The sequence below is a fragment of the Halomonas rhizosphaerae genome (assembly GCF_030012485.1).
Taxonomy (GTDB): Bacteria; Pseudomonadota; Gammaproteobacteria; order Pseudomonadales; family Halomonadaceae; genus Halomonas; species Halomonas rhizosphaerae.
The window spans coordinates 44,580-70,125 of record NZ_JASCQQ010000009.1 but is presented as its reverse complement, the minus strand read 5'-3'; the positions used below and the strand labels follow the sequence as shown (position 1 = coordinate 70,125).

General features: G+C 68.4%; 25 protein-coding genes and 1 pseudogene. 15 read left to right on the top strand and 11 right to left on the bottom strand.

Annotation, left to right across the window (positions count from 1 at the left end; translation table 11 throughout):
- Nucleotides 1-72: 72 nt before the first annotated feature.
- From QLQ86_RS04440 to QLQ86_RS04430, 3 genes and pseudogenes are all read right to left on the bottom strand, one after another.
- Nucleotides 73-429 (bottom strand): annotated as a pseudogene (locus QLQ86_RS04440) (PhzF family phenazine biosynthesis protein); the annotation flags it as partial.
- A complete protein-coding gene (gene rhuM, locus QLQ86_RS04435; RefSeq protein ID WP_282816020.1) occupies nucleotides 426-1,451 on the bottom strand; it encodes a RhuM family protein in 1,026 nt (341 codons plus the stop codon). The pseudogene QLQ86_RS04440 and the gene rhuM, both read right to left, overlap by 4 nt.
- Nucleotides 1,448-1,693, bottom strand: coding sequence for a hypothetical protein (locus QLQ86_RS04430; protein WP_282736246.1), 246 nt, complete (start codon nucleotides 1,691-1,693; stop codon nucleotides 1,448-1,450). The genes rhuM and QLQ86_RS04430 overlap by 4 nt, the downstream gene beginning before the upstream one ends.
- Nucleotides 1,694-1,916: 223 nt before the next feature.
- On the opposite strand from QLQ86_RS04430, the gene QLQ86_RS04425 reads away from it, so the two are divergent.
- The 4 genes from QLQ86_RS04425 to QLQ86_RS04410 all read left to right on the top strand — a co-directional run bounded on the left by QLQ86_RS04425 (nucleotide 1,917) and on the right by QLQ86_RS04410 (nucleotide 4,236).
- Complete coding sequence (locus QLQ86_RS04425) at nucleotides 1,917-2,195, top strand: peptidylprolyl isomerase (protein ID WP_282816019.1); 279 nt, start codon at nucleotides 1,917-1,919, stop codon at nucleotides 2,193-2,195.
- Between the two features lie 130 nt (nucleotides 2,196-2,325).
- Entirely contained in the window at nucleotides 2,326-2,532 is a 207-nt protein-coding gene (locus tag QLQ86_RS04420) for a DUF6494 family protein (protein WP_282736245.1), read from the top strand.
- 7 nt (nucleotides 2,533-2,539) lie between these two features.
- Nucleotides 2,540-3,463 carry an ABC transporter ATP-binding protein gene (locus QLQ86_RS04415; RefSeq protein WP_282816126.1) on the top strand — a complete coding sequence of 308 codons (924 nt, stop codon included), beginning with the start codon at nucleotides 2,540-2,542 and terminating at the stop codon, nucleotides 3,461-3,463.
- A 2-nt stretch (nucleotides 3,464-3,465) separates the two neighbouring features.
- Nucleotides 3,466-4,236 carry an ABC transporter permease gene (locus QLQ86_RS04410; protein WP_282736244.1) on the top strand — a complete coding sequence of 257 codons (771 nt, stop codon included), beginning with the start codon at nucleotides 3,466-3,468 and terminating at the stop codon, nucleotides 4,234-4,236.
- 4 nt (nucleotides 4,237-4,240) lie between these two features.
- On the opposite strand, the gene QLQ86_RS04405 is transcribed toward QLQ86_RS04410, so the two are convergent.
- The gene (locus tag QLQ86_RS04405) at nucleotides 4,241-5,149 is read right to left on the bottom strand and encodes a carbamate kinase (protein ID WP_282816018.1); all 909 of its coding nucleotides are present in this window, start codon (nucleotides 5,147-5,149) and stop codon (nucleotides 4,241-4,243) included.
- Between the two features lie 230 nt (nucleotides 5,150-5,379).
- Here QLQ86_RS04405 and yejK point away from each other — a divergent pair, with 230 nt between their 5' ends.
- From yejK to QLQ86_RS04390, 3 genes are all read left to right on the top strand, one after another.
- A complete protein-coding gene (gene yejK / locus QLQ86_RS04400; protein WP_282816017.1) occupies nucleotides 5,380-6,387 on the top strand; it encodes a nucleoid-associated protein YejK in 1,008 nt (335 codons plus the stop codon).
- A 94-nt stretch (nucleotides 6,388-6,481) separates the two neighbouring features.
- Nucleotides 6,482-7,066: an NAD(P)H-dependent oxidoreductase gene (locus QLQ86_RS04395; protein WP_282816016.1), complete on the top strand. Its 585-nt coding sequence runs from the start codon at nucleotides 6,482-6,484 to the stop codon at nucleotides 7,064-7,066.
- A gap of 251 nt (nucleotides 7,067-7,317) precedes the next feature.
- The gene (locus QLQ86_RS04390; protein ID WP_282816015.1) at nucleotides 7,318-8,631 is read left to right on the top strand and encodes a GGDEF domain-containing protein; all 1,314 of its coding nucleotides are present in this window, start codon (nucleotides 7,318-7,320) and stop codon (nucleotides 8,629-8,631) included.
- On the opposite strand, the gene trxC is transcribed toward QLQ86_RS04390, so the two are convergent.
- Nucleotides 8,546-8,983 carry a thioredoxin TrxC gene (trxC, locus tag QLQ86_RS04385; RefSeq protein ID WP_282816014.1) on the bottom strand — a complete coding sequence of 146 codons (438 nt, stop codon included), beginning with the start codon at nucleotides 8,981-8,983 and terminating at the stop codon, nucleotides 8,546-8,548. The two genes, QLQ86_RS04390 and trxC, sit on opposite strands and share 86 nt — an antisense overlap.
- 156 nt (nucleotides 8,984-9,139) lie before the next feature.
- On the opposite strand from trxC, the gene QLQ86_RS04380 reads away from it, so the two are divergent.
- A complete protein-coding gene (locus QLQ86_RS04380; protein WP_282816013.1) occupies nucleotides 9,140-10,939 on the top strand; it encodes an ABC transporter transmembrane domain-containing protein in 1,800 nt (599 codons plus the stop codon).
- 14 nt (nucleotides 10,940-10,953) lie between these two features.
- On the opposite strand, the gene QLQ86_RS04375 is transcribed toward QLQ86_RS04380, so the two are convergent.
- The 6 genes from QLQ86_RS04375 to QLQ86_RS04350 all read right to left on the bottom strand — a co-directional run bounded on the left by QLQ86_RS04375 (nucleotide 10,954) and on the right by QLQ86_RS04350 (nucleotide 18,000).
- Nucleotides 10,954-13,356 (bottom strand): DNA polymerase II, encoded by a 2,403-nt coding sequence (locus QLQ86_RS04375; RefSeq protein ID WP_282816012.1) that lies wholly within the window; start codon nucleotides 13,354-13,356, stop codon nucleotides 10,954-10,956.
- Nucleotides 13,357-13,376: 20 nt separating this feature from the next.
- Nucleotides 13,377-13,679 carry a DUF1294 domain-containing protein gene (locus QLQ86_RS04370; RefSeq protein ID WP_282816011.1) on the bottom strand — a complete coding sequence of 101 codons (303 nt, stop codon included), beginning with the start codon at nucleotides 13,677-13,679 and terminating at the stop codon, nucleotides 13,377-13,379.
- Nucleotides 13,676-14,446 (bottom strand): metallophosphoesterase, encoded by a 771-nt coding sequence (locus QLQ86_RS04365; protein ID WP_282736235.1) that lies wholly within the window; start codon nucleotides 14,444-14,446, stop codon nucleotides 13,676-13,678. Before QLQ86_RS04365 ends, QLQ86_RS04370 begins: the two co-directional genes overlap by 4 nt.
- Nucleotides 14,447-14,587: 141 nt before the next feature.
- A complete protein-coding gene (locus tag QLQ86_RS04360; protein WP_282736234.1) occupies nucleotides 14,588-14,902 on the bottom strand; it encodes a cupin domain-containing protein in 315 nt (104 codons plus the stop codon).
- A 372-nt stretch (nucleotides 14,903-15,274) separates the two neighbouring features.
- Nucleotides 15,275-16,450, bottom strand: coding sequence for an HAD-IC family P-type ATPase (locus QLQ86_RS04355; RefSeq protein WP_282816010.1), 1,176 nt, complete (start codon nucleotides 16,448-16,450; stop codon nucleotides 15,275-15,277).
- Nucleotides 16,426-18,000, bottom strand: a complete 1,575-nt coding sequence (locus QLQ86_RS04350; protein ID WP_282816009.1) for an HAD-IC family P-type ATPase — start codon at nucleotides 17,998-18,000, stop codon at nucleotides 16,426-16,428. The genes QLQ86_RS04355 and QLQ86_RS04350 overlap by 25 nt, the downstream gene beginning before the upstream one ends.
- A gap of 227 nt (nucleotides 18,001-18,227) precedes the next feature.
- On the opposite strand from QLQ86_RS04350, the gene QLQ86_RS04345 reads away from it, so the two are divergent.
- The 7 genes from QLQ86_RS04345 to QLQ86_RS04315 all read left to right on the top strand — a co-directional run bounded on the left by QLQ86_RS04345 (nucleotide 18,228) and on the right by QLQ86_RS04315 (nucleotide 25,400).
- Nucleotides 18,228-19,124 (top strand): NAD(P)-dependent oxidoreductase, encoded by an 897-nt coding sequence (locus QLQ86_RS04345; RefSeq protein WP_282816008.1) that lies wholly within the window; start codon nucleotides 18,228-18,230, stop codon nucleotides 19,122-19,124.
- Nucleotides 19,121-19,885, top strand: a complete 765-nt coding sequence (locus tag QLQ86_RS04340; RefSeq protein ID WP_282816007.1) for an SDR family oxidoreductase — start codon at nucleotides 19,121-19,123, stop codon at nucleotides 19,883-19,885. The genes QLQ86_RS04345 and QLQ86_RS04340 overlap by 4 nt, the downstream gene beginning before the upstream one ends.
- 89 nt (nucleotides 19,886-19,974) lie before the next feature.
- Nucleotides 19,975-20,829, top strand: coding sequence for an AAA family ATPase (locus QLQ86_RS04335; RefSeq protein ID WP_282816006.1), 855 nt, complete (start codon nucleotides 19,975-19,977; stop codon nucleotides 20,827-20,829).
- Between the two features lie 3 nt (nucleotides 20,830-20,832).
- The gene (locus QLQ86_RS04330) at nucleotides 20,833-22,023 is read left to right on the top strand and encodes a vWA domain-containing protein (protein ID WP_282816005.1); all 1,191 of its coding nucleotides are present in this window, start codon (nucleotides 20,833-20,835) and stop codon (nucleotides 22,021-22,023) included.
- A gap of 117 nt (nucleotides 22,024-22,140) precedes the next feature.
- Entirely contained in the window at nucleotides 22,141-22,776 is a 636-nt protein-coding gene (locus tag QLQ86_RS04325; RefSeq protein WP_282816004.1) for a nucleotidyl cyclase domain-containing protein, read from the top strand.
- Complete coding sequence (locus QLQ86_RS04320; protein ID WP_282816003.1) at nucleotides 22,773-23,528, top strand: DUF3307 domain-containing protein; 756 nt, start codon at nucleotides 22,773-22,775, stop codon at nucleotides 23,526-23,528. The genes QLQ86_RS04325 and QLQ86_RS04320 overlap by 4 nt, the downstream gene beginning before the upstream one ends.
- Before the next feature lie 150 nt (nucleotides 23,529-23,678).
- Complete coding sequence (locus QLQ86_RS04315; RefSeq protein ID WP_282816002.1) at nucleotides 23,679-25,400, top strand: proline--tRNA ligase; 1,722 nt, start codon at nucleotides 23,679-23,681, stop codon at nucleotides 25,398-25,400.
- The last annotated feature ends 146 nt before the right edge of the window (nucleotides 25,401-25,546 follow it).

Below are 25,546 nucleotides of genomic sequence, written 5' to 3'. Positions count from 1 at the left end.
CGGGTTTGCCTCCAGCCCCAGCAGCTCAGCGGCGGCGGCCTGGTTCAAGGTGCTGGCCAGAATGCTGACCGCCTCTGCCGTGGTAAAACGGGCCAGTTCGTGCTCGATCTCCAAGACCAGGGGGCCGATGCCGGCCTCGAGAACCAGAGGATGGTCAGGCTCTGCCATGCCCAGCTCCACCAGCAGGTGGGCAGTGCCTACCGTCGGATGGCCAGCGAAGGGCAGTTCCGCGGTGGGCGTGAAGATGCGGATGGGATAACGATGCTGGTCGGTTGCCTCACCAACGAACACCGTCTCGGAGAGGTTCAGCTCGTTGGCGATGGCCTGCATGGTGCCGGTGTCCAGTTCGCTTTCGTGGGGGAAAACCGCCAGCGGGTTGCCAGCAAAGGCTCGGTCTGTGAAGACATCGAGCAGGAAGTATTCAGTCATACAGCCTCGCCTGAAACCCGAGCTTCAGAGCTGGCCAGCATGTTCATGATCAGCCGGACCATGATCTCCTTGTTGGCCGGGTCTGACTCGGCGATCAGCAGCGTCAGGGCGGCGAGGCCCACGTCGTTGACCACCACCTCGCCATAGGCATTGAGCAGGCGATCGTTGCGGTAGAGGAAGTCGACGAAGAGGTAGGCCGCGCTGCGCTTGTTGCCATCGGCGAAGGGGTGGTTCTTGACCACAAAGTAGAGCAGGTGCGCGGCCTTGGCCTCCACCGAGGGATAGGCCGGCTCGCCGAAGATCGTCTGGTCCAGGTTGCCGAGCAGCGAATCGAGGCCGTCGCCACGCTCGCGGGCGAACAGGTCTGTGGCCTCGCCCTTGGCGATCAGCTCTGCCTTCAGCGAAGCCAGCGCCGTGCGGGCCTCTTCCAGGGTCGGCAGCCGGCCACCAGCCTCGGCGCGAGGCTCGGTGAGCAGGCCCTCGTCGTAGCGCTGCAGCAGCAGGAAGGTCTGGGCATAGCGGGTGACAATATCCACCAAGCCCCGTCCGCTCGTGGCATCCAGCGCCGGGCTGCCGGCGGTCTTGCGCACCAGGGCCATGGCGGCCTCCAGCTCGCGGGCGTTCTCCTCGAAGCGCTGGCGGTTCAGCGTCCAGCCCTGGGAGAGGTGCTCGCGCAGCACCCGGGTGGCCCATTGGCGGAACTGCACTGCGCACCGGGAGTTGACGCGATAGCCCACCGAGATGATGGCATCGAGGTTGTAGTGCTGAAGCTTGCGGCGCACCTGTCGCTTACCTTCCGTTCGAACTACTAAGAAATCCTTAGCAGTTGCCGGTTCTTCCAACTCCTTGTCCGCATATATGTTTTTCAGGTGCATCAGGACGTTCTCGGGCGTCGTATCGAAGACTTCGCCCATCTGCCGCTGCGTCAGCCAGACGGTATCTCGCTCGGCATCCAGCCGCACCTCGACCGCCTGGTCTGCCTCCTGGTAGATGACGATGGGTGCCTGGCTCTCGGTGCTCATGCCGTCGCCTCCTCCACCGCTGCCTCGGCCTCCCTGACCGTCAGCTCGCCGGAGAAGGCGTTCTGCAGCAGGGACTGCTTCAGTTCACCAAAATTGGCGTAAGCGACGCGGCGCTGCAAGAGATAATCCCGGTGATTGAGGAAGAGCAGCCAGGAGGTCTGCTCGGTGTAGTCCAGCTCGGTGGCGCAGCCGGCCTCCTTCCACAGCACGTCCTCGATGTTCTTGAAGGTCTGCTCGAACATGGGGGGGTCGCGGTTCCTTGCGATGAGAATCGTGGGGGCAATGCTACGCCGCGGCGTCGGGAGGCGCCAATCGCCCGTGGCGGAGAGATTCGCGCTGCCAGCAGCGCGCCCACAAAGATCCGCTGGGTGTCATGCCTGGGGGCTCCCACGAAAACCGGAAAGTGGCGTGATATGCTCGGGGGCACATCAACCGGCATCCCTGCCGATCATCGAGGAGAGCAACATGGTTCAGGCAAGCGCACGTCATATCCTGGTGGACAGCGAAGCGAAGTGTAACGAACTCAAGGCCGAGATCGAGGGCGGTCGCGACTTCGCCGAGGTCGCCCGCGAGCACTCCTCCTGCCCGTCCGGCAAGCAGGGCGGCGAGCTCGGCACCTTCGGCCCGGGCCAGATGGTGCCGGAGTTCGACAAGGCGGTCTTCGAGGGGGAAGTGGGCAAGGTGCAGGGCCCAGTAAAGACCCAGTTCGGTTACCACCTGCTGGAGGTCACCGAGCGCAGCTGATCTCCTGACTCGCCGGGATCGACGCCGTGCATGGCCGCCATGCACGGCTTTTTCTTGTACAACCCCTGTATCATCCGGCCAGTCGCGCTAGGATGGAGGGCATCAGCGATCACCACAGGAGAAGCAGAGAATGAACGACGAGGCCTTTCAACAGAGCATCCGCAAGCTGCTGAAGACGGTGGGCGTCACTACCCAGCAGGAGATCGAGAAGGCCGTGCAGCGAGGGCTCGCCGAAGGACACCTCAAGGGCAACGAGAGGCTGCCGGCACGGGTGACCGTGGAGGTGGATGGCTTGAACCTGGCGCTCGACTTCGACGGGGACATCACCCTTGAGTGATGCGCCTATGATCCAGGTCGAGGGGCTCTCGAAGACCTTCGCCGATGGCTTCAAGGCGCTGGCGGATGTCGACCTCACGATCCAGCGGGGCGAGATCTTCGCCCTGCTCGGCCCCAACGGCGCGGGCAAGACGACCCTGATCAGCGTGATCTGCGGCCTGGTCAACGCCAGCAGCGGCCGAGTCCTGGTGGATGGTCACGACAACGTCGGCGACTACCGCGCCGCACGGGCGTTGATCGGCCTGGTACCCCAGGAGCTGACCAACGAGGCCTTCACCACGGTGTGGGACACGGTGAGCTTCAGCCGCGGGCTGTTCGGCAAGCCGCAGGACCCGGCGCACATCGAGAAGGTACTGCGCTCACTGACGCTGTGGGAGAAGCGCAACAGCCGGCTGCTGGAGCTCTCCGGTGGCATGAAGCGCCGGGTGCTCATCGCCAAGGCGCTCTCCCACGAGCCCCAGGTGCTGTTCCTGGACGAGCCCACCGCGGGCGTGGACGTGGAACTGCGCCGCGAGATGTGGGAGGTGGTGCGCGGGCTGCGCGACCAGGGGGTGACCATCATCCTCACCACCCACTACATCGAGGAGGCCGAGGAGATGGCCGACCGCATCGGGGTAATCCGCCGCGGGGAGATCGTGCTAGTGGAGAACACCCACGCGCTGATGCGCAAGCTCGGCAGCAAGGAGCTGACCCTGCACCTGCAGGAGCCGCTGCAGGCGGTGCCGGAGTCGCTGGCGGGCCACGGCCTGGCACTCGCCAACGAGGGCCATGCGCTGGTCTACAGCTACGATGCCGCCAGTCAGCGGGGGGGCTCGACGATCTCGGGACTGCTGGCCGACCTCGAGGCAGTGGGGCTGCGGGTCAAGGACCTGCACACCCGCCAGAGTTCGCTGGAGGACATCTTCGTCAGCCTGGTCCAGGAGCGACACTGAGCATGAAGCGTTTCAACCTGCAATCCGTCAAGACCCTCTATCTCGCCGAGATGGCGCGCAGCCTGCGCACCGTGCTGCAGAGTATCGTCTCGCCGGTGATCTCTACCTCGCTCTACTTCGTGGTGTTCGGCGCGGCCATCGGCACGCGGATCAGTGAGGTGGATGGCATCAGCTATGGCGCCTTCATCGTGCCGGGCCTGATCATGCTGATGCTGCTCACCCAGAGCGTCTCCAACGCCTCCTTCGGCATCTTCTTCCCGCGCTTCTCGGGCTCGATCTACGAGATCCTCTCGGCGCCGATGTCCTATGTCGAGGTGGTGCTGGGCTATGTAGGCGCGGCGGCGACCAAGTCGCTGATCCTCGGCGCCATCGTGCTGGTCACGGCGCGGCTCTTCGTGCCCTACTCCATCGACCATCCGCTGATGATGGTGGTGTTCCTGGTGCTTACCGCGCTGACCTTCAGCCTGCTCGGCTTCATCATCGGCATCTGGGCCGACGGCTTCGAGAAGCTGCAACTGGTGCCGCTGCTGGTGATCACCCCCCTGACCTTCCTGGGCGGCACCTTCTACTCCATCGACATGCTGCCGCCCTTCTGGCAGGCGGTGACCCTGGCCAACCCGGTGGTCTACCTGATCAGCGGCTTCCGCTGGAGCTTCTACGGCATCAGCGATGTCAGCCCGCTGGTCAGCCTGGGCATGATCCTGCTGTTCCTGGCCGCGGCGCTCGCGGTGGTGGGCTGGATCTTCCGCAGCGGCTACCGCCTGAAGCCCTGACCCCTCACGCGCTGATCAGGGTCCCGGCCTGGCCATCGAGAATACGGCCGGCGTCCTCCAGCGCCCCGATACCGGCGACGCCACCCCGGGCCAGGACGAACTCACAGGCGGCCGCCACCTTGGGGCCCATGGAGCCCGGCGCGAAGGTCCGGCTGGCCAGGTCGCCCGGCGTGACTCGGCCCAACGGCCGGGGCGCCGGGCCACCCCAGCCATCGTAGACCGCCGCCACGTCGGTCAGCAGCAGCAGGGCATCGGCGTCCAGCCGCGCCGCCAGCAGCCCGGCGGCATGATCCTTGTCGATGACCGCCTCCACGCCCTCCAGGCGTCCGCCGGCCCCGCGCACGGTGGGAATGCCGCCACCCCCGGCACAGATCACCACCACCCCGGCGTCTACCAGACGGCCGATGATGTCGATGGGCAGGATACGCCGCGGCAGGGGCGAGGCGACCGCGCGTCGCCAGTGGCCGGTGGCCTCCTCGACGAAGGCCCAGCCCTTCTCGGCCTTGAGCCGGTGCATGGTGTCGCGGTCGTAGCCGGGGCCAATGAGCTTCGACGGGGTCAGAAAGGCGGTGTCGTCGGCATCCACCTCGACCCGGGTCAGCAGGCTGGCGCAGCTGGCGCCGGGCGGCATCGCGTTGAGCAGCTCGGCCTCGATCAGGTAGCCGATGATGCCCTCGGTCGCGGCGTCCATCACGTCCAGCGGATAAGCGGCCACCTCGGCGTAGGCTTGCGCCTGGAGGGACAGCAGGCCTACCTGGGGACCGTTGCCATGGGTCACCACCAGCTGGTGGCTACCGGCGAGGTCGGCCAGGGCGACCGCCGCGCGCCGCACGTTGTGGCGCTGGTTGTCGATGGTCATGGGCTCGCCACGCCGTAACAGGGCATTGCCGCCCAGGGCTACCACGATTCGCATGCGAAGCCGCCTCCGGCGTGGATGTAGGTGGGCACCTTCATGCCGGGGCACGCGGCAGGACGGGGTCCGGCCAGGGCACAGGCGCGGTGCCGGCGACGTCCCCTCGCATCAGCATAGTCCCGTGCTGCGATACCACGCACGCCGACCTGTCCCGGGCCTCGAGGGCGGCTATCGAGGCGCGCCCGGGGCGGGTATCATCGCCCACCTCGCCACCTCACCGCGGAGTTCCCATGCCGATCCTGCACAGCATCATCCATCGCATCGACAAGGCCGCCGGCGAGGCGCCGATGCGCCTGGTGCCCGCCACGGCGGAGCTGCCCTCCTCCCCGGCCCTGGACGACCTGCTGGCAGGCTTCAACGATGCCTTCAACGCCAAGCCCAAGGCCTGGGGCCACTTCGCCGAGACGACGCCCGAGGGCGAGGTGAGCTCGCCCTTCGCCAGCGAGCTGGCCGACTACCTCGACGGGGGCCGAGACTTCGCCCACTTCTCACGCGACCTGGCCCAGCGCATCGCGGAACTGGTCGGCGCCCACCTATCGCTCTCCGGGGACCTGCTGGTGCTCGACCACCAGGTCGGCGACACCCGCTACCTGAGCCTTGCGCTGCTGCACCATCGAGAGGGCTTCGGCATCGACGCCAACCTCGCCGTGGTGCCTGTGCGCCAGCTTAATCTGGCGCAGATGACCCTGGCGGCACGCCTCAACCTCAACCAGTGGCAGGCCGGAGCCTCGAAGCAGTACCTCTCCTGGACCCGCGACCGCGGCGGCAAGAAGCTCGCCGAGGGTTTCGCCACCCTGCTCGGCGCCGAGGAGGGCGTGGATGCCAGCGGCGAGACCCGCACCCTCCTCAAGGCCTTCAGCGACTACGTCGAGCGGGAGGACCTGCCCGAGGAGGCCAGCCGCGAAAAGACCGACGCGCTGATCGACTACGCCAGCGACCAGGCCCGCCGCGGCGAGCCGATGACCCTGGAGGTGCTCTCGGAGGTCCTCGACGAGCAGCAGCCGAAGGCCTTCTACGACCATATCCGCAACGCCGACTATGGCCTCTCCCCGGAGATCCCGCCGGACCGGCGCACCCTCAACCAGTTCCGCCGCTTCACCGGCCGCGCCGGCGGCGTGTCGATCAGCTTCGATTCCCACCTGCTCGGCTCCGGCGTGGAATACGACGAGGACCAGGACCGGCTGATCATCAAGCAGGTGCCCAGGCAGCTGCGCGAACAGCTCAAGCGCCAGGGCTGAGTACGGGCCGGCACTCGACCACCGTGCCGTGTCCCGGAGGGCGCACCTCCCGCTATGCTGAAGCCCTGACCCATGTCACTGCGGGAGAGTCGCCATGCGCCGCATCCTGATCCTTCAGGGCCACCCCGATGCCAACGCCCCCCACCTGCTGCATGTCCTGGCCGAGCACTACCGCCTGGGCGCGCAGACGGCGGGGCATGAGGTGCGCACGGTGAGGGTCGCCGACCAGGACTTCCCGCTGCTGCGCAGCCAGCTGGCCTGGATGGAAGAGAGCATGCCCGCCTCGCTCGACGAGGCAGCGGACGCCATCCGCTGGTGCGAGCACCTGGTGCTGTTCTTCCCGCTGTGGCTCGGCGACATGCCGGCGCTGGTGAAGGGGTTCCTCGAGCAGGTGATGCGGCCGCACTTCGCCTTCGAGTACGAGGAAGGCAATCCCCTGGGTCGCAAGGGGCTGAAGGGACGCTCGGCGCGCGTCGTGGTGACCATGGGCATGCCCGCCGCGATCTACCGCCATCTCTATCGTGCCCACAGCGTCAAGTCGCTGGAACGCAATATCCTGGGGTTCGTGGGCTTCGCACCGGTGCGCGAGACGCTGATCGGTTCGGTGGAGGCGCTCGATGCGGACGACTGTCGCAAGTGGTTCACCCGCCTGGAGAAGCTGGGTGCCAAGGCAGAATAACCGCTGAGTTCCCTCTAGTACGTGACTCACACTTGCACTGTAAGCGATCGCAGACAGACGCCGTGAGACCTTCCTGACACTTTCTCGGGGTGGCTGGCGGGAAGCGGAAATTGCCACCATGCTTCATCGGAACCGCTGCCGTATGAGCAGGCACCACGGCAGGACTTCCATCAGACGACCCACTCAAGGGAAATGGGCGGCCGTTGTCATGACTGTCATGAAAATGGACGCCGTCCCTCAAGGAAGTGCGAATGGCTACCGACGCAGGGAATGCCAATGAACTCGATTGGCGTGGCGAGTTTCGGGACTCCGCCAAGGAGGCCCTGTTCCGCCGCACCATGCAGGCCCACGACGCCTGCCAGCTGCGTCATGCCCTGGTGGTAGCCACCGTCCTCTTCCTCGCCTTCAGCCTGACGGATTTCAGCCTGCTGGGATCGAGTACCACCTTCCTGGTGCTGCTGGCCATGCGTGCTACGGTCGCCGCAAGCTTCCTGCTGCTGGCCCTGGCGGTATGGCGGCGCCCCTCCCTGGCCCAGACTCCAATGCCGATCAACCTGGTCTGCCTGCTGGCCGTCAGTGGCGTGCTGCTCACCATCCCCCTGAAGCCTGATGACCTCGTGACCAGCCTCGCCTCGATCGTGACTGCCAGCATGGCTCTCTACCTCTTCATACCCAACCGGCTGCCCTGGATGCTGGCCAGCAACGCCTACCTGCTCGGCGGCTTCCTTATCTTGGTGGTCGTGTGGTCACCGCTGCCCGGCGGGGTCCTGGCGAACAGCCTGCTGCTGTTGGGCTTCGTCAACCTGCTCTGCTGGCTGACGGTCTCGCGGATCCACCGGCTGCAACGCGCCCAGTTTGCCAGCCTGCTGGAGGAGCGCGCGATCAACCGCCGGCTGAAGGAGGAGATCGAGGAGCGCAATCAGTTGGAACAGCGCCTGCGTCATATGGCCAGGACCGACGAGCTGACGGGGATCACCAACCGCCGGCGCTTCTTCGAACTGGCCGAACAGGAGCGTCGCAGGGCCCACCGTGACGGTACCCCCCTGTCACTGTGCATGGTGGATATCGACTACTTCAAGGCCATCAACGACATACATGGCCATGCCATCGGCGACCTGGCGCTGACGGTGGTCGCCGCCCGCTGCCAGTCGGTACTGCGCGAGAGCGACATCATCGGCCGCTACGGCGGAGAGGAGTTCGTCATCGCCCTGCCCCTGGCCAACCTCTTGACCGCCCGGGAGATCGCCGAACGACTGCGTCAGGCCGTCTGCCGGCAACCCCTGGAGGTCAAGGGCGTGGTGCTGGACCTGACGGTCACGGTCGGCATCAGCCGTGTCGACGATGGCGAGATGACCCTCGACCCAGGCCTGCTGCGCGCCGACCGGGCCCTCTATGACGGCAAGGAGAGCGGGCGCAACTGCGTGGTGGTGACACCCCAGGGTCCCGAGCTGACCCTGCTGGAGAGCGTACCGACGGCCGTCACGCCAGGTGCGGTCCGAGCCACTGCCTCAGTTGCGGCCCCTGCAGCAATCCCGGCTGGCGGGCGACTTCCCGGCCGTTCCTGAAGACGATCAGGGTGGGAATGCTCCGGATGCCGAAACGCGCCGCCAGCACCTGCTCGGCCTCGGTATCGAGCTTGGCGAAGCGCAGGCGGGGCTCGAGGTCACGAGCGGCCTCGGCGAAGATCGGCGCCATCATCTTGCAGGGCCCGCACCAGCTGGCCCAGAAGTCCACCACCACCGGCAGCTCGCTGCGCTCCACCAGGGCGGGGAAATTGTCCGCGGTCAGCGCCACCGGCGCGCCGGTGAACAGCGCCTGCTTGCACTTGCCGCATTTCGGCCCGTCGCCGAGGCGCGCCCTGGCGACGCGGTTGATGGCCCCGCAGTGGGGGCAGCCCAGGGTAAGGGAATCGGCCATCTCGCTCTCCATACGGGAAGGGTTTCCCGCACTATGCTGGCGCCCGTTTGGCGCATCAAGCGGCATCGCATCGCGGCCTCTCCCGCCCCGCCATGCAACGCCCTCCCCGGGCTGCTATCGTCGCGGCAACACCTGCCGACGATGCCGACGAGCCCCATGACCTCACGACCCGACCCTCGCGTGCTGCTGCGACTGCTCACCCTGCTGCACCCCTATCGCTGGCGCCTGATGCTGGCCGCCCTGGCGCTGCTCGCCGCCGCGGCCAGCGTGCTGCTGCTCGGCCAGGGCCTGCGCCTGGTCATCGACCAGGGGTTCATGGCGCAGGATCGCGCACGGCTCAACCAGGCCCTCGGCCTGATGCTCGGGGTGGTGGCGGTACTGGCGATGGCCTCGGCGCTGCGCTACTACCTGGTCACCTGGATCGGCGAGCGGCTGGCGGCCGACCTGCGGCGCCGGGTCTTCGACCACCTGCTCGAGCTCGAGCCCGGCTTCTTCGAGAGCAGTGCCGGGGAGAGCGGCGGCGCCGGGGAGATCACCTCGCGGCTGACGGCGGACACCAGCGTGCTGCAGAGCCTGTTCGGCTCGTCGATCTCACTGGCGCTGCGTAACCTGCTGATGCTGGTCGGGTCGGTGGCACTGATGCTGGTGACCCAGCCGTGGCTATCGGCCATCGTGCTGCTGGGCATCCCCGCCACCGTGCTTCCGATCCTCTGGTTCGGACGCCGGGTGCGACGCCTCTCGCGCTTCAGCCAGGACCGGGTGGCGGAGCTCGGCCGCTATGCCGGCGAGGCCCTGGCCGGCATCCGCACCGTCCAGGCCTTCACCCACGAGGCACACGATCGCCAGGCCTATGGGGCACGGGTCGAGGAGGCCTTCGCCACCGCCGTGGCCCGCACTCGCCAGCGTGCCTGGCTGACGGGCATTGCCATGCTGGCGGTCTTCGCCGCGGTCGGCGTGATGCTCTGGCAGGGCGGCCAGGCGGTCCTGGCCGGCAGCATGACCGCCGGCGAGCTCTCGGCCTTCGTCTTCTATGCCGTGCTGGCGGCGGGCGCCGTGGCGACGCTGGCCGAGGTCGCGGGCGACGTTCAGCGCGCCGCCGGGGCCGCCGAGCGCCTGCTGGAACTGCTGGAGGCACGACCGACGATTCGGGCGCCTGCGCGTCCCGTACCGCTGCCCAGGCCGCTCTCCGGCGAGATTCATCTGGAGGCTGTGAGCTTCACCTATCCCGGCCGCGAATCCCCGGCGCTGGAGGCGCTCGACCTGCGGGTCCTCCCGGGCGAGCGGGTGGCGCTGGTGGGGCCCTCCGGAGCCGGCAAGAGCACCCTGCTCGCGCTGCTGCTGCGCTTCCATGACCCGGACCGGGGCTCCCTGCGACTGGACGGCATCGACCTGCGCGACCTGGACCCGCGCGAACTGCGCTCGGCGCTGGGCCTGGTGGCCCAGGAGCCGGTACTCTTCACCGGCACCGTGGCCGAGAACCTGCGCTTCGGCTGGCCCAGGGCCAACCTCGAGGACCTGCGCAGGGCCGCCGGGGATGCCAATGCCCTGGACTTCATCGAGGCCCTGCCCCGGGGATTCGACACCTCGCTCGGCCCCGGCGGCGTGCAGCTCTCCGGCGGACAGCGCCAGCGCCTGGCCATCGCCCGGGCGCTGCTCAAGGCGCCCCGGGTGCTGCTGCTCGACGAGGCGACCAGCGCCCTTGACGCGGAGAGCGAACGGCTGGTGCAGCAGGCCCTGGACCGGCTGATGGTGGGCCGCACCAGCCTGGTGATCGCCCATCGCCTGGCCACCGTGGTCGCCGCCGACCGCCTGCTGGTGCTGGACCAGAGCCGGCTGGTGGCCAGCGGCCGCCACGAGGACCTTCTCGAATCGAGTCCGCTCTACCGCCACCTGGCCGAGCTGCAGTTCGGGCGCCATCCCGCGGCCGCCATGACCGACTCCCCTTCGCTCCCCTGACCGGGCCTGTCGGCTCAGAACAGCCCCAGCTGGCGGTCGATCAGGCTTTCGAAGTCGTCGCCGACGAAGGGCAGGATGGCGTCGGCCACCGGCTGCAGCTGGCGGGTCAGGTAGTGGTCGGTATCGATGGGGGACGAGTGGGCTTCCAGGGGTTCGGGGCCGGCCACTGTCATCACGTAGCGGATCCAGCCGCCGTTCTGGTACTGGCGCGCCCGGCCCAGGCGGTCGTTCTCCGCGTCGGCCAGCCTGGCAGCGCGCACGTGGGGCGGCACGTTGCGCTGATAGTCACCCAGACGACGGCGCAGCCGCTTGCGATAGACCAGCCGCTCATCGAGTTCCCCTGACCGGGCACGCTTCATGAAGGCCTGCACGAAGTCGCGCACGTAGTCACGCCAGGGTTCACCGGTGAAGATGCGCCGGTAGAGCGCCTGCTGGAATTCCTTGGCGAGCTCCGTCCAGTCGCTGCGCACTGTCTCCAGCCCCTTGAAGACCATCCGCTCCTCGCCGTCGGCATCACGAACCAGCCCGGCATAGCGCTTCTTGCTGCCGGCCTCGGTGCCTCGGATGGTGGGCATCAGGAAGCGCCGGTAATGGGTCTCGAACTGCAGCTCCAGGGCGCTCTCGAGGCCGTACTCACGGGCCAGGTGCTCGCGCCACCAGGCGTTGACCCGGTTCACCAGCCGCCGGCCGACCTCCGTAGCATCGGCCTCATCGAAGACCCCACCCAGCCAGACGAAGGTGGAGTCGGTATCGCCGTAGATCACGGTAACCCCTTCGGCCTCGATCAGCTCCCGGGTGCGCCGCATGACCTCATGGCCGCGCATGGTGATCGACGAGGCAAGCCGCGCATCGAAGAAGCGGCAGCCCTTCGAGCCGAGGACCCCGTAGAAGCTGTTCATGATGATCTTCAGCGCCTGGGAGAGCGGCGCGTTGCCGGCACCCTTGGCGGCCTCGCGTCCCGCCCATACCCGGGCCACGATCGCCGGCAGGGCGTGCCGGCTGCGCGAGAAGCGCGCGCCGCGAAAGCCCGGCACCGAGGCGGCGTCCGAGGGGTCGGCGAGCCCCTCCACCAGACCCGCCGGGTCGATCAGGAAGCTGCGGATGATCGAGGGGTAGAGGCTCTTGAAGTCGAGTACCAGCACCGAGTCGTAGAGGCCGGGCCGCGAGTCCATGACGAAGCCGCCGGGGCTCTCGTCCGGCTGCCCTTCGCCGAGATTGGGGGCCACCAGCCCCAGGCGATGCAGCCGGGGCAGGTAGAGGTGGGTGAAGGCCGCCACCGAGCCGCCGCTGCGATCGGCGGGCAGGCCGGTGACGGTGGCCCGTTCGAGCAGGAATTCCAGCAGCTCGGTCGCCTCGAAGATTCGCGTGACTAGCTCGCAGTCCCTGAGGTTGTAGCGGGCCAGCGCCGGCTTGTCTTCGGCGAACATGCGCAGGATGCCCTCGAGGCGCTGGTAGGGATTGTCGATCGCCTTGCCCTCACCAAGCAGCGTCCGGGCGACGTTCTCCAGGCTGAACGAGGGGAAGTGCCAGGTGGCCGAGCGCAGCGCCTCGATGCCGTCGACGATCAGCCGACCGGGGGCGGAGACGAAGAAGTGGTTGGGCTGGTGCCCATGGGGGCGCCACTCCATCTCGGCGCCACCCCGCCCCAACCGCAGTGGTATGCCGAGCGCGCGGGCATGCTCGTGCAGGATGCGCAGGTCGAACTGCACCAGGTTCCAGCCGATGATGGCATCGGGGTCGAACTCGGCGAACCAGGCATTGAGCCGCGTGAGCAGCTCGGCTCGGGAGTCGCAGTAATCGAGCGCGAAGTCGAGCTCGCCCGCCTCGCTCTCGTCCTCGCCAGGGTGCGGCCCCAGCATGTAGACCTGACGTGCCCCGCAGCCCTCCAGCGCAATCGAATAGAGCTCGCCCCGGGCGCTGGTCTCGATATCCAGCGACACCGTGCGCAGCCGCGGGCGATAGTCCGTCGCGGGCCGCAGGCGCGCCTCCGCCAGGCCGCCCTCTCCGTCCGGCGTGCCGTTAACCGCCACGGGCGCGGTGATGAAGCGCTCCATCAGGTAGCGCTCCGGCGGGCGAATGTCGGCCTCGTACAGCGCCAGGCCGGCCTTGTTGAGGCGCCGCTCGAGGGCAATCAGCTGGCGATGCTGACGGCAATAGAGACCCAGCACCGGGCGCCGGTGGAAGTCGCGCAGCTCGAGCTCAGACAGCGTGACGCCCGGCTCGCCGGCGAGCAGCGCCTCGGCCCGGGCGCGCTGCTGGGCCGGCAGGAAGGCCACCGAGGGCTGCACCGGCAGGCGCACCCTGAGCGGGCCGTCGTCGGTGGCCAGCCAGACACTGACCTCTGTGCCCCGCGGGGTGTCCTCCCAGTGCCGAGTCAGGATGAAGCCGTGACGTGTCATGCCGTCCCGATCTGTCATGCGATGGTCCGACAAGGGCCCTACTCGAGGCTCGCCAGCTGGCGTAGGCCCGCGGCGGCATCCGCCGTGGCAAGCCACGCCACCAGGCCAATGTTGAGGGCCGCACAGCCCCACAGGATCATGCCGAAGGGCTGCTTGCGCGTCTTGTGGCGAAAACCGCGCCGGGCCAGCAGGGCGCCCGGCCAGCCGCCGACGACGGCGACGAGGTGCAGGGTCGACTCGCGGATGCGCCGCTTGCCTCGCCGCGCCGCGGCCTTGTCGATGCCATAGAGGATCACCGCCGCCAGGCTCGCCAGCAGGTAGGCACCGATGAGCAGCGTCATGGGGCGTTCACCTCGATGATCAGGTCGGGGGCGAAGAGCGGCGGGACGAACTCGTCGGGGTAGCCGCCGGGGTTGGCGATGACCCGGGTGCCGCCGGACTCGAGGTCCACCGGCTCATGGACATGGCCATGGAGCCAGAGGTCCGTGCGGCCCATGAGCTGCGGCAGATGGGAGGCGAAGGCCGGCGACAGCGCATCGCCACGGTAGCGCCCCGGGATGCAGTCGGCCAGGGGCGCATGGTGGCTGATCACCACCCTCGGGCCGCTGAACGGCCGGGCCAGTTCGGCCTCCAGCCAGGCCAGGGCCTCGGCATGCAGGCGGCGGCTCTCCGCCGGGGTGAACACCGCCCCCTCCGGCTGCTCGATGATGCGGAAATCCGGCATCAGGTCCAGTGCCCTGGCCTCGGTGAGTGCCGGGTCGTGTTCCGGCTGACCGGCGTAGAGGGCGAAGTCGGTCCACAGCGTGGTGCCGTGAAAGCGCACGCCGTCCAGGGTCAACGTGCGGTTGTCCAGCAGGTGGATGCCGAGCCGTGCGGCCACGGCGGCCAGTTCACGGCGCAGCGCGGGCATGCCCGTGCCGTAGAACTCGTGGTTGCCGGGAACATAGAGGATGGGGGTGCCGGCAAAGCGCTCCGCTGCCCAGCCGAGCCCCTGGATGCCGGCGTGAATGTCACCGGCGAGGATCACCGCATCGGCGCTGGCCTCCGGCAGTGCCGGTGGGCTGTCGAAGTGTTCCAGGTGCAGGTCGGAGAGAAGCCTCAGGCGCATCGTCGGTTCCCTGTGCAGCGAGCCATCCGCGCCAGTGTGAGGCACGGACCGGACCAACACTAGCGCCCGCTCGGCACCCTGTGGCCGCTCCTTGTGCCCTGACGGCGACGCCGCCAGGGGTCGCGCCTCGCCGGGCCGGCCTCAGTCGTAGTGGACCGCCAGCCATATGGTCTCCTCGTCCGGGTCGGTCCAGGCGACACGATGCCGGCAGTGGGCGGGGATCGTCAGGTGGTCGCCCGGGCCCAGCGTCACCGGCTCGCCGCGCTCGAAGGCCACCATCCCCCGGCCCTTGAGCACCAGCACCCACTCGTGGCGCGGCTGGTCGTACCAGCCGGTGGCCGGCGAGGTGTGGCCGCGCGACACGATGCGCTCCACCATCACTCCGCGGCCGCGCACGACCTCCTCGAACAGCTCTTCGGGGAGGGCCTCGGGTATCGCCTCGAACAGGTTCGCCATCGACTGTCACTCCTCCATATAGCGGGTCATGCGCCGACGCATGACCGGATCATTTCTCGCCTCACTGCCCTGACCCTAGCAGCCCGGCTGCCACGAGCGCTCCTCTTTCGAGCACACATAAAAAAGGCCCCCCGAAGGGGACCAGTAGGAGCACGCCAGCTCACTCGGTGAATCGCCACTCTGGCTCGGCGATCATGGCCATTACTTTGCGAGGATCGCGCCAAGAATGTGATCTTTTCAATTAATACAAAATGTTATAGAAAACACGCGGTTCAGGGACCTGGTCCGGACCGCGCGAATGCATGCGGCACTGCACCATACGAGCGCCTTCCGGCATCGGGATGCGCCATGGCGAGGCGGTGCCGCGCCGGTTCACGCCCGGGAGATGCCTCGTTCACGCCGCTTGATGAGGGCCTTCTCGAGTTCCACCAGGACGAAGAGCACCACGCCGAAGGCCAGGATGCTAGCCCACTCCTTCCCACCCAGGGGTGCGGTGCCGAACAGGAACTGAAACGGTGGCGCATAGGTGAAGAGCGCCTGCAGGATGACCAGCACGCCCACGGCCACCAGCACCGCACGGTTGCCCAGCAGGCCGGCGCGGTTGCAGGTCGGCTCGAGGATGTAGCGGCTGTTGAAGAGGTAGGCGATCTCACCCATCACCAGGGCGTTGATGGCCACGGTACGGGCGAGTTCGATCTCCACACCCTGCTGCTCCATCCACAGGAAGTGCCCGAAGGTCCCCGCCAGCAGCAGGACCGACACGAAGACCACCCGCCAGATCAGGAAACCGGAGAGGATCGGGGTGCCGGGATCGCGTGGGCGGCGGCGCATGACGCCGGGCTCGGCGGGTTCGAAGGCCAGGGCCAGGCTCAGGGTCACCGCAGTGACCATGTTCACCCACAGCACCTGGGCCGGCAGCAGTGGCAGGGTCATCCCCAGCAGCACGGCGGCCATGATCGTCAGCGCCTCGCCGCCGCTGGTGGGCAGGATATAGAGAATGGCCTTGCGCAGGTTGTCGTAGACGGTACGGCCCTCCTCCACCGCATGGACGATGGAGGCGAAGTTGTCGTCGGCCAGCACCATGGCGGCCGCTTCACGGGCGGCCTCCGAGCCCTTGATCCCCATGGCGATCCCCACGTCGGCGCGCTTGAGGGCAGGTGCATCGTTGACGCCGTCACCGGTCATGGCCACCACCTGGCCGCCCGCCTGGAGGGCGCGCACCAGGCGCAGCTTGTGTTCCGGCGTGGCACGGGCGAAGACATCTACCTCGCGCACCAGGCTTTCCAGCTCCGCATCGGAGGCCTGCTCCAGGGCGTGCCCCGGGATCACCCCGCCCGCGGTGGCAATGCCGAGCTCGTCGGCGATGGCCCGGGCAGTGACCGCATGGTCGCCGGTGATCATCTTCACCACGATGCCAGCCTGCTGGCACTGCTGCACTGCGGCAATCGCCTCTTCACGGGGCGGGTCGATGAGACCGCACACCGCCACCAGGGTCAGGCCGCCCTCCTCGACGTCGGGGAAGCTCAGGGTGCGCTGATCCGCGTCCACCTGCTTGACCGCCACCGCCAGCAGCCGCTGGCCAAGTGGCCAAGGGCGGCGACCGTTTCCATGCGCCGCTCCCAGCGCGGCAGGTCGAGCGGGCGGTCGCCATCTCGGGTGCGCTCGCGGTCGCAGACGGCCAGCACCCGCTCGGGCGCCCCCTTGAGGAAGAGCAGGCCGTGACCGTCCTCGTGGTGATGGTGGAGGGTGACCATGAACTTGTAGAGGGACTCGAAGGGGATCACGTCGGCACGGGGATAGCGCCTGGCGACCTCCCGGGCATCCAGCCCCGCCTTGAGCCCGGCGACCACCAGCGCCCCTTCCGTGGGGTCGCCCTCCAGCTGCCAGCCATCGTCCCGCTGCTGGAGCTCGGCATCGTTGCACAGCAGGATGCTCCGCAGCGCCTCGGCCAGCACCGGATGATGCTCGACCTCCACCGCCTCGCCCGCGCGGCTGAAGCCACCCCGGGGCTCGTAGCCGACCCCGCTGACCTCGAACTGCTCCTCGGCGGTGAGCAGGGTCTTCACGGTCATCTCGTTGCGGGTCAGGGTGCCGGTCTTGTCGGTGCAGATGGTGGTGACCGAGCCCAGGGTCTCCACCGCCGGCAGGCGACGGATGATGGCATTGCGTACCGCCATGCGCTGCACGCCGATGGCCAGGGTGATGGTCATGATCGCCGGCAGGCCCTCGGGGATGGCCGCCACCGCCAGGCTGACGGCGGCCAGGAAGGTCTCCACAAGGTCGTAGTGGCGCCCCCAGTAGCCGAAGGCGAAGGTCATGGCGGCCAGCACCACGATGGCGCCCGACAGCCAGCGTCCGAAGACGGCGATATCGCGCAGCAGCGGCGTGATCAGGGTCTCCACCTCGCCGAGCAGCATGGATATGCGCCCGATCTCGGTGTCCGCGCCGGTCCCCACCACCACCGCCCGTCCCTGGCCGAAGGCCACCAGGGTGCCGGAGAAGGCCATGCAGCGCCGGTCGCCCAGGTCGGCCTCCGCGTCCACGGCCGCGGGCTGCTTGTCCACGGGCACGGATTCGCCGGTGAGCATTGCCTCGTCGATGCGCAGGTTGTGGCTTTGCAGCAGACGCAGGTCGGCGGGCACCCGGTCCCCGGCCTGGAGGAACACCAGGTCGCCGGGCACCAGCTCCTCGGCGGGAACCGTGTGCCGCTGCCCGTCGCGCAGCACCTGGGCTCGGGGCGAGAGCATGCCGCGGATCGCCTCCAGGGCCTGCTCCGCCTTGCCCTCCTGGAGGAAGCCGACGATAGCATTGATCAGCACCACCCCCAGGATCACCCCGGTGTCGACCCAGTGCTGCAGCAGGGCCGTGCCCAGCGCGGCGGCCAGCAGCACATAGATCAGCACGTTGTGGAACTGCCGCAGGAAGCGACGCAGCGGGCCGCTGCGTGGCGGCGCCGGCAGGCGGTTGTGGCCATGGCGCGCCAGCCGCTCCAACACCTGCTCGGCGGTCAGGCCCTGTTCCGAGGCCGCAAGCCCGGCGAGGACCGCGGCGGGCGCCTGGCTGTGCCAGGCGGGCTCGCGGCGAGGTTCCCCGCTCATGCCGAGGGCTCCAGGCGCGTGTCGTTGCGCTTTTCCGATGGCGTCTCCCACCACTCCTTCCGCATGGCACTCCCCTGTCGAGGCTTCACCCTCCCCGGCCCTGTCGCCGCCGGTCCCGTTCCCCTTCGCTTCTCGCACATTCCTGCCTCGCCGAACAGGCCGAGTTGCTGAAAAACCCGTCCATCACGCATGCTGCATCTCCAGTCTAATTCGCCAGGAGACCCTCCATGACCCAGCCTCGCCTCGGCTTCATCGGTATCGGCCTGATGGGCAATCCCATGACGCGTCGACTGCTGGCCGCGGGATTCGACGTGACCGTATGGAACCGCACCCCCGCCAAGGTCGCCCCCCTGGGCGAGGCCGGCGCCCGGGTAGCCGGCTCCATCGCCGAGCTGATGGAGGCAGTGGACGTGGTACTGCTCTGCCTGGCCAATACCGCCGTGGTGGAGGAGGTGGTGTTCGGCGAGGGAGGCGTGGCCCAGCACGGCCGTGCCGGCCAGCGGCTGGTCGACCTCTCCAGCAGTGACCCTGCCGCGACGCGTGACTTCGCCGACTGGCTCGAGAGCGAATGCGGCATGTGCTGGGTGGATGCGCCGGTCTCCGGTGGCGTCGCCGGCGCCGAGGCGGGCAGCCTGGCCATCATGTGCGGCGGCGACGCCGAGGATATCGCGGCGCTCCGGCCGTTACTGGCGCCCCTCTCCGCCCGGGTGACCCATATGGGCCCGGTGGGCAGCGGCCAGGTGACCAAGGTCTGCAACCAGATGGTGGTCGGCTGCCAGGCGGCGGTACTGGCCGAGATGGTGGCCCTGGCCGAGGCGAGCGGCGTCGATGCCACCCGGCTCGTCGAGGCGCTCTCCGGCGGCTTCGCCGACTCGACCCCCTTCCGGATCCTCACCCCGCGCATGGCGGCGAGCGACTTCGCCGACCCGCCCTGGCACCTGCGCACCCTGCTCAAGGACCTGGACATGGCGGTGGCCCAGAGCCAGCGCAGCCACAGCGCCACGCCCATGAGCGGCCTGGCCGCCCAGCTGATGCGCGCCCATGCCAGCCGCGGCCACGCCGAGCACGATCCGGCGATCCTGGTGGAGGCCTTTCGCCCCGTCGGCGAGGGGGATAAGGCATGAGCGAGCCAAGGGTGGTCTACCTCACCGGCGGCGCCCAGGGGATCGGCCTGGGCATCGCCGAGCACCTGCTGGCCCGTGGCGACTGCGTGGCGCTGACCGACATCGACGCCGAGGCGCTGGCCGAGTGCCGCGAGCGCCTGGGTCATGCCGAACGCCTGCTGGCCATGGTCTCGGACGTGCGCGACGAAGCTCGGGTCGCGGAGAGCCTCGAGGCGACGGTGGCACGCTTCGGCCGGCTCGACGGGGTCATCCATAACGCCGGCCTGGCCGACCCCTTCCAGGGCCCGGTGGAGTCGCTGCCGCTCGCCACCTGGCAGGCCTACCTGGACACCAACCTCACCGGCGCGATGCTCTGCGCCAAGCATGCCGCGCCCCACCTGCGCGAGAGCCGCGGCGCCATGGTGCTGATGGCCTCCACCCGGGCGCTGCAGTCGGAGCCCGATACCGAGGCCTATGCCGCCAGCAAGGGCGGCGTGGTCGCGCTTACCCATGCGCTGGCCGTGAGCCTGGGTCCCGAGATTCGCGTCAACGCCATCAGCCCGGGGTGGATCGAGGTCGGCGACTGGCAGAAGGCGTCGAATCGCACGCCGGTGGAGCACCGGGAGGTCGATCGCGACCAGCACCCGGTCGGACGCGTCGGCCGCCCCGAGGACATCGCCACCATGGCGGCCTTCCTGCTCTCCGACGAGGCGGGCTTCATCACCGGCCAGAACCTGGTGGTGGACGGCGGCATGACGCGCCGGATGATCTACGCCGAGTGAGGCCGGGTGGCTGGATTTGTCGCCTCCCGCCCCCTTCCGTACACTCGTTCGACTTTTTCTCCCATCTGCGACCAGCCGAGGCATGACCCATGGCGTTTGATTCCACTTCCACCTATGTGGCCACCGAGGCCCTGAAACAGGCGGTGAACGCCGCCGTGACCCTGGAGCGACCGCTGCTGATCAAGGGCGAGCCGGGCACCGGCAAGACCCTGCTCGCCGAGGAACTGGCGGCCTCGTTGGGCACGCGACTGCATACCTGGCACATCAAGTCCTCCACCAAGGCGGCCCAGGGGCTCTACGAGTACGATGCGGTGAGCCGCCTGCGCGACTCCCAGCTGGGGGTCGAAGGGGTGGAGAACGTCGCCCACTACATCAGGCCCGGCAAGCTGTGGGAAGCCTTCACCGCGGACGAGCGGGTGGTGCTGCTGATCGACGAGATCGACAAAGCGGACATCGAATTCCCCAACGACCTGCTCCAGGAGCTGGATCGCATGGAGTTCCATGTCTACGAGACAGGCGAGACCATCCGCGCCAGGCACCGCCCGATCATCGTCATCACCTCCAACAACGAGAAGGAGCTCCCCGACGCCTTCCTGCGCCGCTGTTTCTTCCACTACATCGAGTTCCCCGACCGCGAGACCATGCAGGCGATCGTCGACGTGCACTTCCCCGAGATCGCCCCAAAGCTGGTCGGCGAGGCGCTGGAGGTGTTCTTCGACCTGCGCCAGGCCCCGGGCCTCAAGAAGAAGCCCTCCACCTCGGAGCTGGTGGACTGGCTGAAGCTCTTGATGGCCGACGACCTGGCACGGGAGGCGCTCTACCAGCGCGATCCGGCCAAGGCGATCCCGCCGTTGGCGGGGGCCCTGGTGAAAAATGAACAAGATACACAGTTACTGGAACGGCTGGCGTTCATGATGCGCCGCCAGGGCAACCCGAGGCGCTGACCCATGTTCATCGGCCTGTTCGAGACCCTCAAGCGCGCCGGGGTGCCGGTGTCGCTGCGCGAGCTGCTCGACCTCCATGCGGTGGTGGAACGCGGTGTGGTGTTCGCCGACATGGAGGCCTTCTACCGGATCGCCCGCACCGTGATGGTCAAGGACGAGCGCCACTTCGACCGCTTCGATCGCGCCTTCGCCGCCTGGTTCGAGGGGCTGGAAAGCCTGGACGCGGCCATCGAGGCGCTGATCCCCGACGACTGGCTGCGCCGCGAGTTCGAGAAGCAGCTTTCCGACGAGGGGAAGGCACGGATCGAGTCCCTGGGCGGGCTCGAGAAACTGATCGAGACCTTCAAGCAGCGCCTGGAGGAGCAGAAGGAGCGCCACGCCGGCGGCAACAAGTGGATCGGCACCGGCGGCACCAGCCCCTTTGGCGCCTACGGCTACAACCCCGAGGGCATTCGCATCGGTCAGGAGGGCTCACGCCATCGCCGTGCGGTGAAGGTGTGGGACGAACGCCGCTTCCGCGACTACGACGACTCCCTGGAGCTGGGCACCCGCAATATCAAGATGGCGCTGCGCCGGCTCAGGAAGTTCGCTCGCCAGGGGGCGGCGGAGGAGTTCGACGTCGACGCCACCATCCGCGAGACGGCCCGCGACGCCGGCCTGCTCAATGTGCAGATGCGGCCCGAGCGCCATAACGCGGTGAAGGTGCTGCTGCTCCTCGACGTGGGCGGCTCCATGGACGACCACATCCGCACCTGCGAGGAGCTCTTCTCGGCGGCGCGCTCGGAATTCAAGCACCTGGAGACCTACTACTTCCACAACTGCATCTACGAGGGACTGTGGCGCAGCAATGCTCAAGACCAGGCCCGCCGCCACACCGAGCGCATCCCGACGCTGGATGTGCTGCATACCTATAGCGACGACTACCAGGTGGTGATCGTCGGCGACGCCGCCATGTCGCCGTACGAGATCACCCATCCCGGCGGCAGCGTGGAGCACTTCAACGACGAGGCCGGGGCCGTGTGGCTCAGGCGACTGGTGGAGAAGTTCCCGCGCCTGGCGTGGCTCAACCCCAAGCCGCCGCGCGCCTGGGAGTTCACCCACTCCACCCAACTGATCCGTGAGCTGATCAATGATCGCATGTACCCCATGACCCTCAAGGGACTCGAGGGCGCCATGCGGGAGCTGGCCCGGTAGCAATAGATAGCCCTTATGGGCTATTCATCATGAATATAGCCCTTTAAGGCTATCGAGATGACAAATAGCCCTGAAGGGCTATACTCGAGGCACGCTCCCGGAGGAGGATGGAACCCCATGCCAAAGCGCATCGCGGTGCTGACCGGCGACGTGATCGACTCGCGCAAGGTCGAGGACCGGCCTCGCCTCTACCGGCTGCTGGATGAGAGCCTGGCCGAGTTGGCCTCCCGGCATGGCGGCCACGGCGAACGCTTCCGGGGCGACGGCTTCCAGCTCGCCCTGCCGCGGGCGGCGCCGGCCATGGAGGCGGCGATAGTCCTGCGGGCAGCGCTGATCGAGCACTCCGAGCCCGACCAGCGCTGGGATGCCCGTATCGCCGTGGCGGTCGGACCGGCGGAGCGCGGCATCGCGGCGGCCGACGGCGCCGCCTTCGTCGCCTCGGGTCGCGCCCTGGATGCCCTGGCCGACACCACCACCCACCTGTCGCTGACCCGGCTCGAGGCACCCGAGGACCCCGGCCTCGCCCTGCTGATCCGCTTCATCGACGACCTGCTCGATGGCTGGTCGCCCTACTCCGCCGAGGTCGTCGGCCTGAGCCTGCGCCATGACGCCTCCCAGCAGGCCCTGGCCGAGCGTCTCGGCATCCGCCAGCCCAGCGTGCACAAGCGCCTGCGGGCCGCCCGCTGGGCCCTGCTCTCCGACACCCTCGACTACCTGCGACAGCGTCTCGCCGACGAGGAGGGCGCGCCATGAGCGCCGATGCCCTGTCGCTGCTCATGGGCCTGGTACTCGCCCACCTGGTCGGCGACTTCCTGCTGCAGCCGCGGACGTGGGTGGAGGAGCGCTATCGGCTGCGCCACCGCTCTCCGCGCCTGTTCCAGCATGCCGGCCTGCACGGCCTGCTCGCCGGGGGGGTGCTGCTGGTAGCGAGTGCGGCCATGCCCCGGGGCCTGGCCGCGGTGCTGCTCGGTGCCCTGGCGGTGGCCACCAGCCACTGGCTGATCGACCTGGGCAAGGCCCGGCTGCCGGCCGGTGAACTGCGCTGGTTCCTGCTCGACCAGGCCGCTCACCTGCTGGTGCTGCTGGGGCTCTGGCTGGCCTGGCTCGGCAGCCTGGCCCCGCTGCGGGAGTTCGTCGTCTGGCTCGCCTCACCGACGGTGCTGGGGATGGCGGCCGCCTACCTGCTGGTGACGCGCCCGCTGTCGATCGCCATCGCCCTGGTCATGCAGCGCTGGAGCGAGCAGCTCGAGGAGACCGGCACCCTGGCCAGCGCCGGGGCGCGCATCGGCGTACTGGAACGGCTGCTGGTGCTGACCCTGGTGCTGCTGGACCAACTCACCGCGGTCGGCTTCCTTCTCGCCGCCAAGTCGGTGCTGCGCTTCGGCGACCTGCGCGACTCACGCGACCGCAAGCTCACGGAGTACGTGCTGCTCGGCACCCTGCTCAGCGTCTCCACCACCCTGGTGCTGGGCATGCTGGTACGCCTGCTGCTGCTCGAGGGCTGAACGGGCCGACGATCCCCGGCCCCCGCATCGGTGAGACACAAGCTTTTGCCGCCCCGGACAGCGGGCCGTACAATGCTCGGTCATTGCCGCCGACCTGCGCGGCCCCGCTTCCGTCACCCGCACGAACACGCTCGAGGAACCGCCGTACCCATGCGCGCTAGCCAACTGTTGATCGCCACCCTGAAGGAAACCCCCGCCGACGCCGAGGTCATCAGCCACCAGCTGATGCTGCGTTCGGGGATGATCCGCCGCCTCACCTCCGGCCTCTACACCTGGCTGCCACTGGGCCTCAAGACCCTGCGCAAGGTCGAGCGCATCGTTCGCGAGGAGATGGATCGCGCCGGGGCCCAGGAGGTGTTGATGCCGGCGGTGCAGCCCGCCGAGCTGTGGCAGGAGTCGGGCCGCTGGGAGCAGTATGGCCCGGAGCTCTTGCGCCTCAAGGACCGTCACGACCGCGACTACTGCGTCGGCCCCACCCACGAGGAGGTGATCACCGACCTGGTGCGCAAGGAGATCGCCAGCTACAAGCAGCTGCCGGCCAACTTCTACCAGATCCAGACCAAGTTCCGCGACGAGATCCGGCCGCGCTTCGGGGTGATGCGCTCCCGCGAGTTCATCATGAAGGACGCCTACTCCTTCCACGTGGACGAGGCCTCGCTGATGGAGACCTACCAGGTGATGTATGACGCTTATGTGCGCATCTTCACCCGCCTGGGCCTGGACTTCCGTCCGGTGATCGCCGACAACGGCGCCATCGGCGGCAGCGGCTCGCACGAGTTCCACGTACTGGCCGACTCCGGCGAGGACGACATCGTCTTCTCCACCGAGTCCGACTACGCCGCCAACATGGAGAAGGCCGATGCCCTGCCCGCGCCACTGGGCAGCGACGTCCGGCGCCCGGCCCCGGGCGAGGAGCTACGCCTGGTCGACACCCCGAATGCCCGGACCATCGCCGCCCTGGTGGAACAGCACGGCCAGCCCATCGAGAAGACCCTCAAGACCCTGATGGTTCACGCCGCCGAGGGCGGCCTGGTGGCCCTGCTGGTACGCGGCGACCACGAACTGAACGAGGTGAAGGCCGAGAACCTCCCCGAGGTGGCCGCCCCGTTGACCATGGCCAGCGAGGAGGAGATCCGCGCCGCGGTGGGCGCCGGCCCCGGCTCGCTGGGCCCGGTGAACCTGGAGATGCCGATCATCATCGACCGCTCGGTCGCCCTGATGAGCGACTTCGGCGCCGGGGCCAACGTCGATGGCAAGCACTACTTCGGGATCAACTGGGAGCGCGACGTGCCGCTGCCCCCTGTCTACGACATCCGCAACGTGGTCGAGGGCGATCCCTCGCCGGACGGCAAGGGCACGCTTTCCATCAAGCGCGGCATCGAGGTGGGCCACGTCTTCCAGCTGGGACGCAAGTACAGCGAGGCGATGAACGCCACCGTGCTCGGCGACGAAGGTCGTGCCGTGCATCCCTGGATGGGCTGCTATGGTATCGGTGTGACCCGCGTGGTGGCCGCCGCCATCGAGCAGAACCACGACGACGCCGGCATCATCTGGCCCGATGCCATCGCCCCCTTCCAGATCGCGATGGTGCCGATGAACGCCCACAAGTCGCAGCGGGTGCGCGAGGAGTCCGAGCGGCTGTATCAGGCCCTCACCGCCGCCGGCTTCGAGGTGCTGCTGGACGACCGCGACCTGCGCCCCGGCGTGCGGTTCGCCGACCACGAGCTGATGGGCATCCCCCACCGCCTGGTGGTCGGTGATCGCGGCCTGGACAAGGGAGAACTGGAGTACAAGGGACGCCGTGACAGTGACGCTACCATGGTACCGGCCGAGCAGATCCTCGACTTCCTGGGCGAGAAGGTCGCTCGCTGAGGGCGGCCGGGCCGCCGCCCTGGCGGTGGCCTGCTGCCTCTTCACCACCGCCGCGCTGGCCCAGGGCGACGGGGACTTCATCGCCGCCCTGCCCGCCTCGCTCGCGCCCGAGACGCCCGCGCCCTTCGTGCGGGCCCTGCCGGAGG

What these genes read in the sequence shown, in the direction of transcription:
- QLQ86_RS04395 (WP_282816016.1), top strand. Translation starts at nt 6,482, where the DNA reads ATGCGCCGCATCCTGATCCTTCAGGGCCACCCCGATGCCAACGCCCCC.
- QLQ86_RS04345 (WP_282816008.1), top strand. Translation starts at nt 18,228, where the DNA reads ATGACCCAGCCTCGCCTCGGCTTCATCGGTATCGGCCTGATGGGCAAT.
- QLQ86_RS04410 (WP_282736244.1), top strand. Translation starts at nt 3,466, where the DNA reads ATGAAGCGTTTCAACCTGCAATCCGTCAAGACCCTCTATCTCGCCGAG.
- QLQ86_RS04315 (WP_282816002.1), top strand. Translation starts at nt 23,679, where the DNA reads ATGCGCGCTAGCCAACTGTTGATCGCCACCCTGAAGGAAACCCCCGCC.
- QLQ86_RS04430 (WP_282736246.1), bottom strand. Translation starts at nt 1,693, where the DNA reads ATGTTCGAGCAGACCTTCAAGAACATCGAGGACGTGCTGTGGAAGGAG.
- QLQ86_RS04415 (WP_282816126.1), top strand. Translation starts at nt 2,540, where the DNA reads ATGATCCAGGTCGAGGGGCTCTCGAAGACCTTCGCCGATGGCTTCAAG.
- yejK (WP_282816017.1), top strand. Translation starts at nt 5,380, where the DNA reads ATGCCGATCCTGCACAGCATCATCCATCGCATCGACAAGGCCGCCGGC.
- QLQ86_RS04365 (WP_282736235.1), bottom strand. Translation starts at nt 14,446, where the DNA reads ATGCGCCTGAGGCTTCTCTCCGACCTGCACCTGGAACACTTCGACAGC.
- QLQ86_RS04325 (WP_282816004.1), top strand. Translation starts at nt 22,141, where the DNA reads ATGCCAAAGCGCATCGCGGTGCTGACCGGCGACGTGATCGACTCGCGC.
- QLQ86_RS04340 (WP_282816007.1), top strand. Translation starts at nt 19,121, where the DNA reads ATGAGCGAGCCAAGGGTGGTCTACCTCACCGGCGGCGCCCAGGGGATC.
- QLQ86_RS04320 (WP_282816003.1), top strand. Translation starts at nt 22,773, where the DNA reads ATGAGCGCCGATGCCCTGTCGCTGCTCATGGGCCTGGTACTCGCCCAC.
- QLQ86_RS04330 (WP_282816005.1), top strand. Translation starts at nt 20,833, where the DNA reads ATGTTCATCGGCCTGTTCGAGACCCTCAAGCGCGCCGGGGTGCCGGTG.
- QLQ86_RS04350 (WP_282816009.1), bottom strand. Translation starts at nt 18,000, where the DNA reads ATGAGCGGGGAACCTCGCCGCGAGCCCGCCTGGCACAGCCAGGCGCCC.
- QLQ86_RS04375 (WP_282816012.1), bottom strand. Translation starts at nt 13,356, where the DNA reads ATGACAGATCGGGACGGCATGACACGTCACGGCTTCATCCTGACTCGG.
- QLQ86_RS04335 (WP_282816006.1), top strand. Translation starts at nt 19,975, where the DNA reads ATGGCGTTTGATTCCACTTCCACCTATGTGGCCACCGAGGCCCTGAAA.
- rhuM (WP_282816020.1), bottom strand. Translation starts at nt 1,451, where the DNA reads ATGAGCACCGAGAGCCAGGCACCCATCGTCATCTACCAGGAGGCAGAC.
- QLQ86_RS04425 (WP_282816019.1), top strand. Translation starts at nt 1,917, where the DNA reads ATGGTTCAGGCAAGCGCACGTCATATCCTGGTGGACAGCGAAGCGAAG.
- QLQ86_RS04420 (WP_282736245.1), top strand. Translation starts at nt 2,326, where the DNA reads ATGAACGACGAGGCCTTTCAACAGAGCATCCGCAAGCTGCTGAAGACG.
- QLQ86_RS04360 (WP_282736234.1), bottom strand. Translation starts at nt 14,902, where the DNA reads ATGGCGAACCTGTTCGAGGCGATACCCGAGGCCCTCCCCGAAGAGCTG.
- QLQ86_RS04405 (WP_282816018.1), bottom strand. Translation starts at nt 5,149, where the DNA reads ATGCGAATCGTGGTAGCCCTGGGCGGCAATGCCCTGTTACGGCGTGGC.
- QLQ86_RS04370 (WP_282816011.1), bottom strand. Translation starts at nt 13,679, where the DNA reads ATGACGCTGCTCATCGGTGCCTACCTGCTGGCGAGCCTGGCGGCGGTG.
- QLQ86_RS04390 (WP_282816015.1), top strand. Translation starts at nt 7,318, where the DNA reads ATGGCTACCGACGCAGGGAATGCCAATGAACTCGATTGGCGTGGCGAG.
- QLQ86_RS04380 (WP_282816013.1), top strand. Translation starts at nt 9,140, where the DNA reads ATGACCTCACGACCCGACCCTCGCGTGCTGCTGCGACTGCTCACCCTG.
- trxC (WP_282816014.1), bottom strand. Translation starts at nt 8,983, where the DNA reads ATGGCCGATTCCCTTACCCTGGGCTGCCCCCACTGCGGGGCCATCAAC.